This is a genomic window from Janthinobacterium sp. NKUCC06_STL (assembly GCF_019345455.1).
Lineage (GTDB): Bacteria > Pseudomonadota > Gammaproteobacteria > Burkholderiales > Burkholderiaceae_D > Janthinobacterium > Janthinobacterium rivuli.
In genome coordinates this window covers 154,234-167,724 of the sequence record NZ_JAHKQY010000007.1, presented here as the reverse complement: position 1 = coordinate 167,724, position 13,491 = coordinate 154,234, and the positions used below count along the sequence as shown (strand labels likewise).

At 65.3% G+C, this 13,491-nt stretch carries 16 protein-coding genes; 7 read left to right on the top strand and 9 right to left on the bottom strand.

What is annotated here, in order from left to right; translation table 11 throughout:
* Positions 1–32 precede the first annotated feature (32 nt).
* The 4 genes from KO539_RS21130 (at position 33) to KO539_RS21115 (ending at position 2,291) form a co-directional block, all read left to right on the top strand.
* Entirely contained in the window at positions 33–542 is a 510-nt protein-coding gene (locus KO539_RS21130) for a MarR family winged helix-turn-helix transcriptional regulator (protein WP_374106474.1), read from the top strand.
* Positions 539–1,285, top strand: coding sequence for a HEAT repeat domain-containing protein (locus KO539_RS21125; protein ID WP_219311473.1), 747 nt, complete (start codon positions 539–541; stop codon positions 1,283–1,285). The genes KO539_RS21130 and KO539_RS21125 overlap by 4 nt, the downstream gene beginning before the upstream one ends.
* Before the next feature lie 17 nt (positions 1,286–1,302).
* Positions 1,303–1,638 (top strand): DUF6616 family protein, encoded by a 336-nt coding sequence (locus KO539_RS21120; RefSeq protein WP_219311471.1) that lies wholly within the window; start codon positions 1,303–1,305, stop codon positions 1,636–1,638.
* A gap of 62 nt (positions 1,639–1,700) precedes the next feature.
* On the top strand, positions 1,701–2,291 hold the full coding sequence (locus tag KO539_RS21115) for a DUF1287 domain-containing protein (protein ID WP_219311469.1): 591 nt from the start codon (positions 1,701–1,703) through the stop codon (positions 2,289–2,291).
* Here the strand turns inward: KO539_RS21115 and KO539_RS21110 are convergent.
* Positions 2,260–3,732: a PLP-dependent aminotransferase family protein gene (locus tag KO539_RS21110; RefSeq protein WP_219311467.1), complete on the bottom strand. Its 1,473-nt coding sequence runs from the start codon at positions 3,730–3,732 to the stop codon at positions 2,260–2,262. The two genes, KO539_RS21115 and KO539_RS21110, sit on opposite strands and share 32 nt — an antisense overlap.
* 104 nt (positions 3,733–3,836) lie before the next feature.
* Here KO539_RS21110 and KO539_RS21105 point away from each other — a divergent pair, with 104 nt between their 5' ends.
* Both KO539_RS21105 and KO539_RS21100 read left to right on the top strand, forming a co-directional pair.
* Positions 3,837–4,277, top strand: coding sequence for a carboxymuconolactone decarboxylase family protein (locus tag KO539_RS21105; RefSeq protein WP_219311465.1), 441 nt, complete (start codon positions 3,837–3,839; stop codon positions 4,275–4,277).
* Positions 4,278–4,357: 80 nt separating this feature from the next.
* A complete protein-coding gene (locus tag KO539_RS21100; protein WP_219311463.1) occupies positions 4,358–4,654 on the top strand; it encodes a hypothetical protein in 297 nt (98 codons plus the stop codon).
* A 57-nt stretch (positions 4,655–4,711) separates the two neighbouring features.
* Here KO539_RS21100 and KO539_RS21095 read toward each other — a convergent pair whose 3' ends face one another.
* Positions 4,712–5,887 carry a multidrug effflux MFS transporter gene (locus KO539_RS21095; RefSeq protein ID WP_035817620.1) on the bottom strand — a complete coding sequence of 392 codons (1,176 nt, stop codon included), beginning with the start codon at positions 5,885–5,887 and terminating at the stop codon, positions 4,712–4,714.
* Positions 5,888–6,077: 190 nt separating this feature from the next.
* On the opposite strand from KO539_RS21095, the gene epsC reads away from it, so the two are divergent.
* Positions 6,078–7,031 (top strand): serine O-acetyltransferase EpsC, encoded by a 954-nt coding sequence (epsC, locus tag KO539_RS21090; protein WP_219311461.1) that lies wholly within the window; start codon positions 6,078–6,080, stop codon positions 7,029–7,031.
* 82 nt (positions 7,032–7,113) lie between these two features.
* Here the strand turns inward: epsC and KO539_RS21085 are convergent, their stop codons facing one another.
* The 7 genes from KO539_RS21085 to KO539_RS21055 all read right to left on the bottom strand — a co-directional run bounded on the left by KO539_RS21085 (position 7,114) and on the right by KO539_RS21055 (position 13,459).
* Positions 7,114–7,593 (bottom strand): META domain-containing protein, encoded by a 480-nt coding sequence (locus tag KO539_RS21085; protein WP_219311459.1) that lies wholly within the window; start codon positions 7,591–7,593, stop codon positions 7,114–7,116.
* 72 nt (positions 7,594–7,665) lie between these two features.
* Positions 7,666–8,565, bottom strand: a complete 900-nt coding sequence (bla, locus tag KO539_RS21080) for a subclass B3 metallo-beta-lactamase (protein WP_219311457.1) — start codon at positions 8,563–8,565, stop codon at positions 7,666–7,668.
* A 74-nt stretch (positions 8,566–8,639) separates the two neighbouring features.
* Positions 8,640–9,374 (bottom strand): ABC transporter ATP-binding protein, encoded by a 735-nt coding sequence (locus KO539_RS21075; RefSeq protein ID WP_219311455.1) that lies wholly within the window; start codon positions 9,372–9,374, stop codon positions 8,640–8,642.
* Between the two features lie 15 nt (positions 9,375–9,389).
* A complete protein-coding gene (locus tag KO539_RS21070) occupies positions 9,390–10,214 on the bottom strand; it encodes an ABC transporter permease (RefSeq protein WP_219311454.1) in 825 nt (274 codons plus the stop codon).
* A 6-nt stretch (positions 10,215–10,220) separates the two neighbouring features.
* Positions 10,221–11,210: an aliphatic sulfonate ABC transporter substrate-binding protein gene (locus KO539_RS21065; RefSeq protein WP_219311452.1), complete on the bottom strand. Its 990-nt coding sequence runs from the start codon at positions 11,208–11,210 to the stop codon at positions 10,221–10,223.
* 26 nt (positions 11,211–11,236) lie between these two features.
* Positions 11,237–12,628 carry an LLM class flavin-dependent oxidoreductase gene (locus tag KO539_RS21060; protein ID WP_219311450.1) on the bottom strand — a complete coding sequence of 464 codons (1,392 nt, stop codon included), beginning with the start codon at positions 12,626–12,628 and terminating at the stop codon, positions 11,237–11,239.
* A 3-nt stretch (positions 12,629–12,631) separates the two neighbouring features.
* On the bottom strand, positions 12,632–13,459 hold the full coding sequence (locus KO539_RS21055) for a MetQ/NlpA family ABC transporter substrate-binding protein (protein ID WP_219311448.1): 828 nt from the start codon (positions 13,457–13,459) through the stop codon (positions 12,632–12,634).
* Between the last annotated feature and the right edge of the window lie 32 nt (positions 13,460–13,491).

Below are 13,491 nucleotides of genomic sequence, written 5' to 3'. Positions count from 1 at the left end.
TTGTATGGCGCCATATTATATTGCGCCATATGATAAAACTCGAACAGAAATACACGGCCCTGCTCGGTGACGTGCAGCGCCGCGCGCTTGGTGCGGACACTTCGGCATCCATCGGGCGGCTGCGCCTGTGCTTTGAAGTGCTGGGCCTGGCGTCCGCCATCGATGGCGATTGCGCCGCGCGCCTGGGCCGGCATGGCTTGTCGGAAGGAAAATTTGTCTTGTTGTCCCTGCTGCGCGACGTGCCGGGCGGACTGTCGCCGCATGAACTGGCCGAGCGGGCAGGCGTGACGCGCGGCACCATCACGGGCTTGCTCGACGGCCTGGAGCGCGACGGTTTCCTGGCGCGCCATCCTGACCAGGTCGACCGGCGCAAGCTGCTGGTGCGCCTGAGTCCCAAGGGAGACATGACCGCCGCGACCCTGGCCGATGAACACGCGCAATGGATCGCCAGCCTGTTTGCCGATTTCACGGCCGAGGAAATGCAGTTGTTGAGCGCGCTGCTGGAAAAAGCCTGGCGCAAGACGGACCGAGGTGCCGCATGAGCCGTGGCGTCGCCGACATCGCTCCCGCGCGCCTGGCCCTGCTGAGCGGGGGCAAGGTGCCCAGCGCCACCCTGACGGAAGGCCTGGCCATCGATTTCGCCCAACTGCTGGCCGCGGCCGTGCCCGCTGTCGGCGCCGCTCGTCTGGACCGGATGCGCGCGCAGGCGGCAGACGGCATCACCAGACGCATGGCGCTGGCGGCGCAATTGCTGTTGGAAGCCAACACCGACCTGGCGCTGCTGCAAGCGCATGCCTCCGACACGGTACGCGGCTGGGCCTGTTTTACCATCGCCGCCCAGGCTGGCTGGACCTTGCCGCAGCAGCTGGCCGCCATGCGGCCGCTGGCCGACGATGGTCACTTCGGCGTGCGCGAATGGGCCTGGCTGGCGCTGCGGCCCCATCTGGCGGCGCAGCTTGACGAAGCGATTGCCTTGCTGGCACCTTGGACGGCGGACCCGTCGGAAAGAGTGCGCCGTTTCGCCTGCGAAGCGCTGCGCCCGCGCGGCGTCTGGTGCGCGCATATTGCCCGCTTAAAAGAGCAGCCGCAGCTGGCCTTGCCCATGCTGCAAGCCTTGCGCGCCGACCCGGCCGTTTATGTGCAGGATTCCGTGGCCAACTGGCTCAACGATGCGGCCAAGAGCCAGCTGGACTGGGTGCGCAGCCTGTGCGCGCAATGGCTGCTGGAAAGCCCTGCTGCCGCGACACAACGCATCTGCAAGCGCGCCCAGCGTTCGATTTCTTGATTCTTTGGAGGAAAACCATGCATTACCTGTTAGAACTGTATAGCCCAAAACCGGCCTGGCTGGCCCTCGACGGCGCCGCGCACCAGGCGTATTTCGACACGGTGGGCGCCGGCATGGCGGCCTTGTCCGGCATGGGCGCCGAAGCGCTGGCCATGGGCGCCATCGATGGCGGCAAGCTGCATGCGGCTGCCCAGCAATTCTATGCCGTCTGGCGTTTCCCGGACGAGGCGGCGCTGGACGCCTTGCTGGCTGGCATCGCCGCCACGGGCTGGCATGATTATTTTGATACCATCAATGCGGCTGGCCCGGCCGTGGATTTCCCCGCCCACCTGGCGCAGCTGGCCGCCGTCTAAGCGTACGGCGTTTTCCTTGCCACTGAGGTAAAGTTGGCATTTCCATCCGAACACTGACGTTGATGCCGACCAAACTGCTTTCCGCACTGATACTTGCCCTGGCGCCCATGCTGGCGTCGGCAATCCCTGCCACCCCGCAAGCCCTCGTCGCCGCCGCCCGCAAGCAGGTGGGCGTGACCGTGCAGTACGACCCGCGCTATGAACGGCTCGCCTATCCGGGCGGCGACGTGCCGCTCGAGCGGGGCGTGTGCACGGATGTGGTCGTGCGCGCCTACCGCCAGCTGGGGCAGGATTTGCAGGTGCTGGTGCACGAGGACATGCGCAAGGCGTGGCAGGTGTACCAGCAGCAGGGACGCTGGCAAATGAAGGGGCCGGACCGCAATATCGACCATCGCCGCGTGCCCAACCTGGGCACGTACTTTGCCCGCCATGGCACCAGCTTACAGCCAAGCAAGGAAGCGAACGCTTACCGCGCGGGCGACATCGTCACCTGGCGCCTGCCGCGCAACCTCACGCACATCGGCATCGTCAGCGACAAGCAGTCGTGGGGCGGCGTGCCGCTCATCATCCACAACATCGGCGAGGGTGCGCGCGAGGAAAATATTCTGTTCAGCTATCCGATCACGGGGCACTACCGCTGGCAGCCACGTTGAGGGGGAGGGGCGCTATTTCCTGCAAAATCGCCAGCACGAGTGCCAGCGCCGTGTCGATATCGAGCTTGTCGATGGCGCCATAGCCGAGGAACAGGCCTTCATGGCGGGCGGTGCCATGGTAAAAGCCCGATAGCGCATACAGGCTGACGTCGGCCAGGCGTGCGCGGCGCAGCAATTCGGCGATATCGAGCGGCGCCTGCGCCAGGGCTGCCACGTGGAAGCCGGCGCTGGCCGGCACCAGGCGGAACCACGGCGCCAGCGGACCATTGAACCAGTGCTGCAGCCGTTCGCGCCGCCCCGCATAAATATCGTGGCAGCGGCGTATGTGGCGCAGCAAATGGCCATCGACGATGAACTTGGCCAGCGCATGCTGGCCCAGGCTGGCCGTATGGCAATCGCTCAGGTATTTCACCGTTTCCACTGCGGCCACGATGGCTTGCGGCAGCACCGCATAGCCGAGCCGCAATTCCGGCAGCATGATTTTCGAAAAGCTGCCCACATGGGCGACGACGCCGTAGCGGTCCATGCTTTGCAGGGAATCCTCGGGCCGGCCTTCGTAGCGGAAGGCGCTGTCGTAATCGTCCTCGATGATGATGGCGCCCAGTTGCTGGGCCCGCTCCAGCAAGGCATGGCGGCGCGCCATGCTCATCGGCATACCCAGCGGAAATTGATGCGCGGGCGTGACATAGATCAGCCGCGTGCCGTCCGGGATTTGCCCGACGATGAGGCCATCCTCATCCACTTCGATGCCCACCACGCGGGCGCCCTGGCTGGCGAACACGGCGCGCGCCACCGGGTAGCCGGGTTCTTCCACGGCAACCGTGTCGCCCGCTTCCAGCAGGGTCAGCGCCAGCAGGTGCAAGGCTTGCTGCGCGCCGCTGGTGACGAGCACTTGTTCCTCGGTGCAATGGATGCCGCGGCTGAAGGCGGCATGGCCGGCAATCGCCGCGCGCAAGGCCGGCAAGCCGGCGACAGGGCCATAGCGGCCGCGCGCCTGGCCACCCTGGCGCAGCGCGTGCAGCATGCAGGCGCGCCATTCATCCTGCGGGAAGTGCGCGGGCGTGGCGCGTCCGCCGATGAAGGCGTAGCGCGCGGGCTCTTCCTGGCTGGCGCGGCGCAGGGGCGTGGGCGTCGCTTCCCAGCGGGCGATGCGCTGCGCGCTGGCCAGCGGCGTGCTGGCGTGGCGCCGCTGCGGCGACGCGTGCGGCGTCTGCACGAAGCTGCCCACGCCCACTTTGCCGACCAGCAGCTTTTCATAGCCGAGCCTGTCATACACGTCGGACACCGTCTTGCGCGACAGGCCCAGCTGGCTGGCCAGCAGGCGCGATGGCGGCAATTGCTGGCCGTCCGTCAGCCGGCCCGAGCGGATGGCCTCGCTGAGCTGGCGGTACAGCTGGCCGCCCAGGTCGCGCGTGCCGTCGATCAGGATATGTAATTCCATGGTGTGTCTGCTGGTGGTCTGCCGGTTTTCGGGGGGATTGGCCTGCCGCGCTTACTGCTTGCGCTTTTACAATGATGCATCTCTACTTTACAAGGAATGCCATCATGACACAGCAACGACTCGACTTCACACAAGCTTCGCCGGACGCCGTCAAGGCCATGTACTCGCTGGAAGCGGCGATCGCCAGGCTGGGCGTGGAACACTCGCTGCTCGAACTGATCCGCCTGCGCGCCTCGCAAATCAATGGCTGCGCCTTTTGCGTGGACATGCACACGAGCGACGCGCGCAAGGCCGGCGAAACGGAGCGCCGCCTGTATGCCGTGTCCGTCTGGCGCGAAACGCCGTTCTTCACGCCGCGCGAGCGGGCCGTGCTGGCCTGGACGGAAGCGCTGACCCTGCTGCCGCAAAGCCAGGCACCGGATGACGTGTATGCGGCGCTGGCGGAACAATTGACGCCGGCGGAAATGGTCAACGTGACCCTGGCCATCGGCTCCATCAACACCTGGAACCGCCTGGCCGTGGGCTTTCGCAAGATGCCTGAATAAGTCCTGTGTTCGTTCGCGAACAGACGTATGGTTTGCTGCTGCGTAGGCTGGCAGGACGATTGATCAGCCAGGGAGCAGCCATGCAAGTACCTATTGAGGAAGGCGCCGACAAGACGTTGGAGCAGCACGAAGAAGCGCGCCGCGAATTCATCGCCGAACTGTGGCGGCGCTACGAAGCGTTGCAGGAATGGGCCGTCAGCCATTGGCCAGACCAGCAACACCCGCTCAGTTCCGCCGACTTCGTCGAATCGCGCAAGGAAATCTTGAGCTTGCGTTCGCCGGCTGGGTCGTTGAGCCAGCCGGCTACGCGCGATGCGGCAGAGCCGGAGCAGGGCGGGGCGCAGTATGTTGACGTCACCCCTGCACCGTGGCCGTAATCTGACGTCACCCGCCAACAATGTTGTCGGATGACGGTTCTGCGAACCTGATCCGACCTACGCGTCGCTTTTACCCTGCGCAAACACCCAGCAAACCAAACTTACCAGCAGCCCCGCCATCACGCCATACGCCAGATTCAAGGCGCTGTCGAACAGCAGTGGCGCCACCAGGCCCGAGACCAGCGCGAACAGCAGCATCTGGATGAACGATTGCATCGACGACGCCAGGCCGCTGTTGTTGGGGAAGTGGTTCAGCGCCATCAAAGTCATCGGCGGCATGGCGATCGACAGGGCGAACGAGTAGAAGAACAGCGGCAGCACGGCCCATGGCACTTCGGCGGCAAAGACATAGTTGTAGCCGATGTTGGCGGCGGCCGCCACCAGCATCAGGATGAAGCCGGCCCAGATCATCTGGCGCTGGCTGTAGCGGTGGGCGATTTTCGCCGACAGGGCCGAACCGAACACCATGCCGCTGATCAGGGGAATGAACAGCCAGGCAAATGCCGTTTCCGGCAGGTGCAGGATGTTGATGATGAAGTAGGCGGCCGAACCGATGTACAGGGCGAAGCCGCCAAAGGCGGCGCCGATGGCCGTCGATAGCAGCAGAAACTGACGGTGGCACAGCACTTTCCAGTAATTGACGGCGATGTCGCCCAGGTGGAAGGCGTGGCGCTGCTCCTTCGGCAGGCTCTCCGGCAGCGCGCGCCAGACGACGACGAACATCAGCACGCCGAAGGCCGACAGGAACCAGAATATCCAGCGCCAGCCCAGGCCCACTTGCAGCCAGCCGCCCAGCACGGGCGCGATGGCCGGCGCCAGCGCGAACACCATCATGATGTGCGAGAGGATTTTTTGTGCGGCGGCGCCCGAATAGCGGTCTTGCACGATGGCGCGGCCGATCACGGAGCCGGCACCGGCCGACAGCCCCTGCAGCACGCGCCAGGCCAGCAGCCAGCCCAGCGACGGCGCCAGCGCGGCGCCCACAGAGGCGATCACATACAGCACCAGCGAGACGAGAATCACGGGACGGCGGCCGAACGAGTCGGACAGGGTGCCGTAAAACAGCATCATGAAGGCGAACGTGAACAGGAAAAAGCTCAGGGTCTGCTGCACCAGCAGGGGGCTGGCATTGAAATCTTGCACGATGGCGGGGAACGACGGCAGATAGGTGTCAATTGCAAGCGGTCCGACCATCGCCAGGCCCGCCAAAATCCATGTTAATAATTTAGTCATGTTGAAGAGTGTTTTTGTTAGCCCGTCATTTTACGCTAGTGGAAGCAATCGGGTTTGCCGGCGACCTCTCTTAGTCAGGCATATGCGTTTTTTGCATATGGATGTTTGAAATTCTTCGTTTGCTTTGTCGTGTGCCGCCTTTAAGCTGGGGCGACCCGGCTTGTTTGCCGTTTTCTGGAAGTGATACGCCATGCATAGCATTTACCCCGCGGCGCCCGCCGACGACACGGCCCAGTGGAACCTGGGGCCCGTGATCCAGGCCTTGCGCAGCTCGCGCGAAGACAAGCACAAGATCCGCCATAACGGCAGGGTGCGTGAACTGCCGTCGCGCGAAGCGCTCACCACCATCGTCAACGGCCTGTCGGCGGCCCTGTTCCCCACGCATTACGGGCGGCCCAACCTGACGGACGAAAGCATCGATTATTTTGTCGGCGATACCCTCAACACCACCCTGAACCGCCTCAGTGAACAGGTGCGGCGCGGCCTGCTGTTCTCGGCTCCGGCTCACGCCGTGCCGGCCGGCGATGAGGGTGATGGCGCCAGCGACGATGCGGCCCTGGCGCAGCAGGCGCGCGACATCACGCGTGCATTCGCCGCCAGCCTGCCCGACATCCGCGCCCTGCTGGTGTCGGACGTGCAGGCCGCGTATGCGGGCGACCCGGCCGCCACCTCGGTGGCCGAGATCATGCTGTGCTACCCGGGCACCATCGCCATCTTGTACCACCGCCTGGCGCACCGTCTGCATGCGCTGGGTGCGCCGTTCCTGGCGCGCCTGATCGCCGACATCGCGCACACCCTGACGGGCATCGACATCCATCCGGGTGCGCACATCGGCGCCTCCTTCTTCATCGACCACGGCACGGGCGTGGTGATCGGCGAGACGGCCATCATCGGCCAGCGGGTGCGCCTGTACCAGGCCGTGACATTGGGCGCGAAGCGCTTCCCGGCTGACGCAAGCGGTGCGCTGATCAAGGGCACGCCGCGCCACCCCATCGTCGAGGACGACGTGGTCATCTACGCGGGCGCGACCGTGCTGGGGCGCATCACCATCGGCGCGGGATCGACTGTCGGGGGAAATGTGTGGCTGACGCAGAGCGTGCCAGCGAATAGCAATGTATCGCAGGCGCAGATGCGCAACGACTGAGAAGAATGGAAGGGAAAACGAACCCCAGCGCAGAAACTGGGGTCGTACCCTCAGGGTACGACCCCGGTATTTGCGGTTGGGTTTACTTCACCGTCAGCACTTCATACCGCGCCACGGGCACGCCATCCTTCAGCAGCAGCAATTCCTGGTCGGCGTAGCGGTAGCCATTGACTTCGCCCAGGGTGCTCAAGAGCAGGCGCTCGAGGTCCATGTCCAGCGGCTGGCACATCATCATGGTGCCGGCCATCTGTCCAAAGTTCAAGGTGCTGACGCCATCGCTGGTGTAGCCGCCCATCATCTGGTTGCAGCCGCTGTTGCCGCTGGCGCGGCCATCAGCCAGCTGCAGGGTCACTTCGCGCTGTTCGGGCGCCTTGCGCACCACTTGCTTGCCCTTCAATTCCTTCAGCTTCCACTGCGTGCCCGTCAGCTTCGGCGCCGGCTTGGCGGGCGAGGTGGCGCCTGGCGCGGCGGCGGCTGCGTCGCTGCGTAAGGGCGTTTGCGCGCAGCCGGCCGTGATGGCGACGATGGCGGCGAGGGGAATCAGGCTGGCGAGTTTAAACATGGCAATCCTTCTTTAAATGAATGGCGCCAGCGTAGCAGATTGGCGCCGCGCCAGCGTGCACGGTTGACAATCCTACCGCTCCTGTTCCAGCCGGGATTCGAGCACCGTGCGCGCCGCCGCCACGTAGGTGCGGCAAGCCTGCGGGTCGATGAACGCCTCGCTGCCGGCCGTGGCGCTGGCCTCCAGACGCTCCCATAATTGCGACGCCTCCGGGTGGGCCGAAATCAGCACGTCGCACGGCAGTTTTTCCAGCGTTTCGAAGCTGTGGCGCAAGTCCGCCACCGCGTTCGGATACTCGCTGCTGGCGCTGAACTTGAAGCCGGGACGCGAAACGGCGTTGACACTGTCCGCGTAGACCATGTTCAGGCAGCGGGGACCGTCGCACGATTGCCACGTCCAGCTCAAGCCCCCGGGCGTGTGGCCCGGCGTGGCATGCGCCGTCAGGTTGACGGGGCCGACGTTGAACTGGCCGCCATCGCGCGCCAGGCGCATGTCCTTGACGGGCGGGTACTTGGGCAGCGCGTGGTATTGCGGGTCGTCCGGGCCCACTTCGCCCGACGCCAGGTCCAGCGCGGCCGACGGGCTGGCGGCCACCAGCGCATTGCTGCGCCGCTGCAGTTCGGCCAGGCCGCCCGCATGGTCGATATGGCCATGCGAATTGAGTATCAGCTTGACGTCCTCGATGCGAAAGCCCAGGGCGGCGATATTGGCGATGATCTTGGGCGCCGATTCCGGCAAGCCGCCGTCGATCAGCACGTGGCCCTGCGGCGACGTCACCAGCACGGAGCTTAGGCCTTTCACGCCCACATAATAGGTATTGCCGACGATGCGGAACGGTGTCTGGTCCGCGTTCCAGGTCGCGCAGACGTCGCAGCCCGGCGTCGGCGCCGTGACTGGCGCCTGCGCCCATGCCAGGGAGCCATGGCCTGCCAGCAGCGCCAGTGCCAGCGCGCGTGTAAGAGTGGGGGGCATTGCGTTCCTTATCCGTGGTGCCAGGGTGGCGTATGCTGACATGGAACGGAGCTGGACGCAAATGGCGCCTGGTGTCAGATCGCGTGCGCGGCGTGCAGTTCGCCGAGGATGGCCTCCTTCAATTGCGCCTGCGCTGCCGGCGTGCGCAGGCGGGGGCGAGGCGCGGCCACGTCGTAGTGGGCGCGCGGCGGTCCGGCGCGCGTATCGAGCATGACGATGCGGTCGCTCAGGTACAGCGCTTCATCGATATCGTGCGTCACCAGCAGCACGCTCAAGCCATGGCGCGCGGCGACGGCGGCCAGCAAGTCCTGCAGCTTCATGCGCGTAAAAGCGTCGACGGCGGAAAACGGTTCATCCAGCAGCAGGATGCGGGGCTGGCCGAACAGGCCGCGGGCAATCGCCGCCCGTTGCGCCTGGCCGCCCGACAGCTGCTTGGGCAGGCTGTGCGCATGGCCTTGCAAGCCTATTTCTTCCAGCAACTGCGCGACCCTGGGATCGTCTTCGCCACCGGCACCGAGGCCGAAGGCGATGTTTTGCGCCACCGTCAGCCAGGGAAACAAACGCGGTTCCTGGAAGATCAGGCCGATGTCGGCGTGCACTCCTGCCAGCAGCTGGCCGTCCAGGCGCAGGGTGCCGCGGAAGTCCGTATCGAGACCGGCCACGATGGACAGCAGGCTGCTCTTGCCGCAGCCGCTGGCGCCGATCAGGCTGACGATCTCGCCTTGGCGCAGCTGCAATTGGAGGTTATGCAGCACGCGCCGCGCGCCATAGGATTTGTCATGGATGGCAATGTCAAGCAGGGCAGTCATGCGTGGGGGCTTTCGTCAGGTGGTGGCATAGCTGTCGCGCCAGGCGAGCAAGCGGGTTTCCAGGCGCTGCATCAGGCTGTCGCTGGCCTTGCCCAGCACGGCCAGCAGCACGATGGTGGCCAGCACGATGTCGGCGCGGCTCGTTTCACGCCCGTCGCTGAGCAGATAGCCGAGGCCCTGGCTGGCGGCGATCAATTCGGCTGCCACCATGAACATCCAGGCCAGGCTCAAACCATTGCGCAGACCCGTGAAGATGGCCGGCAGCGCGGCCGGCAGCAGCACGCGCCGCGCCAGCGCGGGACGGCTCAAGCGGTACATGCGCGCCGCGTCGATCAGCTTGCGGTCCACGTCGCGGATGCCCGACGCCACGCCCATGTAGACGGGGAAGAAGGCGCCGATGCCGATTAGGACCAGTTTCGGCGCTTCATCAATGCCTAGCCACAGCAGCAGCAAGGGCACCCAGGCCAGCGAGGGAATCGCGCGCAAGGCCTGGAACGTGGGGTCGAGCAGCGCCTCCATCGTGCGGTTCAAGCCCACGGCTGCGCCGAGCATGATGGCCAGCAGCGCGCCGCCCGCAAAGCCGATGGCCACGCGCACGGTGCTGGCCAGCACATGGCCGGCCAGACCCTGGCGCGCCAGGTCGGCGATGGTGGCGGCGATGTCGCTGGGCGCCGGCAGCAGGTTGGCGGGGATGGCGCCCGTGCGCACGCCCAGTTCCGCCGCCAGCAGCCCTAGCACGGGCAGCAGCAGGCCGAGCGCCGAGCGCGGCAAGGGAGGAAACTTGCGCCGCACGCCCGTGTCGTTGGCCTGTGCTGGCGCGGCGAGCGTGTCTCTGGCCATGACCGATTACGCCTTGCTGATGAAGGGGGCGGCGAAGCGGGTGTCGACCAGATCCGCGATGGCGCGGTTCAGGTCTGCACCGGACTTGACCAGCGCTTCATCGACGAGGATGGGCGCGGCCACCAGCAGGGCCTTCACATGTTCGTTCGACGGCTGCGGATTGCTGAAGTCACTGCGCAGTTTTACCTGCAGCAGCGCCACGGGCAGGCTGACCTTCGCTTCCTCCGACAGGATCTTCGCCGCCTCGGCCGGATAGGCACGGATCCAGGCGCGCGCCCGTTCGTAGGCCTGTATCACCTTGCCCACTTCGGCCGGGCGGCTGGCGAGGAAGTCCTCGCGCACGTTCAGGAAGCCGTAGGTGTTGAAGGCCACGTTGCGGTAGATCAGGCGCGACCCCGTTTCCAGTTCGCTGGCGGCCATGTGCGGGTCGAGGCCGGCCCAGGCATCAACCTTGCCCTGCTCCAGCGCCGCGCGGCCATCCGCATGCTGCAGGCTGACGTGTTCGATGTCGCCGCGTTTCAGGCCCGCCGTCTTCAATGCGCGCAGCAGGAACAGATACGGGTCGGTGCCCTTGGTGGCGGCCACCTTCTTGCCCTTCAAGTCGGCGATGCTGCGGATGGGACTATCCTTGCGCACCACCAGCGCCGTCCATTCGGGACGCGAAAAAATATACGGCGCGCGGATAGGGTTGCCGTTGGCGCGCGCCAGCAGGGCGGCCAGGCCGGCGCTCGAACCGATGTCGATGCTGTTGGCGTTCAGGTATTCGAGTGCGCGGTTGCTGCCTGCGCTGAGCACCCACTTGATGCTGGTGCCGTCCGGCTTGAACGCTTCTTCCAGCCAGCCGAAACGGCGCAGTACCAGGCTGGTGGGCGAATAATAGGCGTAGTCGAGGCGCAGCTCCTTCAAGGGCGCCTGCGCGGCGGCGCGGGTGAGGCCGGGCAAGGCGGCGAGGGTGGCGCCGCTGGCGGCCAGTTGCAAGATGGTTCTGCGTTTCATGAAGTCCTTGAGGTAAGAGTGATGCGTCAGGCTGCCAGCGCAGATTCGGACGCGGGTGCGATGCTGACCTGGCGGCCCGCATGACCGGCAGGCAGGCGCGGGCCCTGGCCGAAGACCTTGTGGCGCAAGCTGCCTTCTTCATATTGCGTGCGGTAGCGGCCGCGCCGCTGCAGTTCCGGCACGATGTGGGTTACCACGTCGGCCATGCTGTCGTGGGCGACGGCGAAGGCGAGATTGAAACCGTCGATGCCCGTTTCATCGAGCCAGCTTTCCAGCTGGTCGGCCACCTGGCGCGCATCGCCCACCAGTACCGGGCCGCGTCCGCCCAGGCCGATGTATTCGGCCGCTTCGCGTACCGTCCACGTGCGGTCCGGGTCGGCCTGGCTGAACGAGGCCAGCGCCGAGCGGCCGGCCGGGGAATCGATGTAGTCGATGGTGGCGTCGAGCGGATAGCGGCTGAAATCGACGCCCGTCCAGCCGGACAGCAGCACCAGAGACGCCTCGATATTCACGTGGCGCAGGTAGTCGGCATGCTTGGCGCGCGCTTCCGCTTCCGTGGCGCCCGTGATGACGAGTGCCTGCGCGTAGATCAGCAGCGCGTCGCCATCGCGCCCGCTTTGCCGCACGGCGGCGCGCAAGTCGTCGGCATAGCGTTTCACCACCGTCTTGCTGGGGCCACTGACAAAGGTGGCTTCCGCGTGGCGCGCCGCGAAGCGCGTGCCGCGCGGCGAGGTGCCCGCCTGGTACAGCAGGGGCGTGCGCTGTGGCGACGGCTCGCACAAATGGATGCCGGGCACCTGGTAGTGGCGCCCGGCATGGTTGATTGGATGGATTCTGGCCGGATCGGCGTAGATGCCGCGTGCCTTGTCGTTGACGACGGCGTCGTCGTCCCAGCTTTTTTCCCACAGCTTGTAGACGACGTCCAGGTATTCGTCGGCCAGATCGTAGCGTTCGTCGTGGCCCAGCTGCTGTTGCAGGCCCAGGTTGCGCGCCGCGCTGTCTAAATAGCCGGTGACGATATTCCAGCCGATGCGTCCACCCGTCAGATGGTCGAGGGTGGAGATGCGCCGCGCGAACGTGTACGGGTGTTCATAGGTGAGGGCGCAGGTGACGCCGAAACCCAGGTGCGTGGTCGCTTGCGCCATGATGGGCACGAGGGCCAGCGGGTCGTTCAGCGGAACCTGCACGCCGTGTTCCAGGGCCGCATCGAGACTGTCCCGGTACACGTCATACACGCCCAGCACATCGGCCAGGAACACCGCGTCGAACAGGCCCGCTTCCAGCAGCTGCGCCAGTTCCGTCCAGTGCGCAGGGTCCGTGTAGCGGTGGCTGCGGTCGCGCGCATGCGTCCACAGGCCCGGCGACTGATGGCCGACGGTATTCATCTGGAAGGCGTTGAAACGTATCGTCTTTGCCATGGCTTATTTTGCTGCCGTCTGCAAGGCTTGCTGGTAGTCGGGTTTCGAATAGCCGGCAAAGTGTTTATTCGTGATGTCGAGGAATTCGCGCGAGCGGTAGGCGGCCGCCAGATCCTTGGCGAACTGCTTGTCCTTGTCCGCCGTGCGGATGGCCACCAGGTTGATGTAGTTGGGCGAGATTTTCTCGGCCACCAGCGCCTCCGTCAGCTTCAGCCCCGACGCCAGCGCGTAATTGCCATTGATGAAGGAGTAATCGGTGTCGCCCAGCGAACGTGGCAGCTGCGCCGCTTCCAGCGGCAGCAGCTTGATTTTCTTCGTGTTGACGGCGATATCCTTTTCCGACGCGCGCACGGGGTCGAAGCTGGCGCGCAGCTTGATCCATCCTAGTTGGTCGAGCAGCAACAGCGCGCGCGCCTGGTTGGTCGGGTCGTTCGGCAAGCCCACCGTCGTGCCTTCCTTCACGTCGTCCAGCGTCTTGTGCTTCTTGCTGTAGATGGCAATCGGCGCCGTGGGGATCGTGATCAGGTCCGTCAGGGCCAGCTTGTGCTCCAGCGCGAATTTCTTCAGGTAGACGATGTGCTGGAAGACGTTGGCGTCCAGCGAACCTTCGGCCAGCGCGAAGTTCGGCTGGATGTAGTCATTGAATTCCACCAGCTTGACCTTGTAGCCCTGCTTTTCCAGGATAGGTTTGATGCCCAGCTTGATCTGGTCCGCGTACGGCCCGGCGCTGGTGCCGATGGTGATGTCTTTCGGGTCCTTGGCGTGGGCGAAGCTGCTCGCCAGGGCGAGGGTCAGGGCGGTGAGGAGGATGCTGCGGCGGGCGATGGTCATGTTAACTCCTGCATAGTGAAGAACTGGGGTCA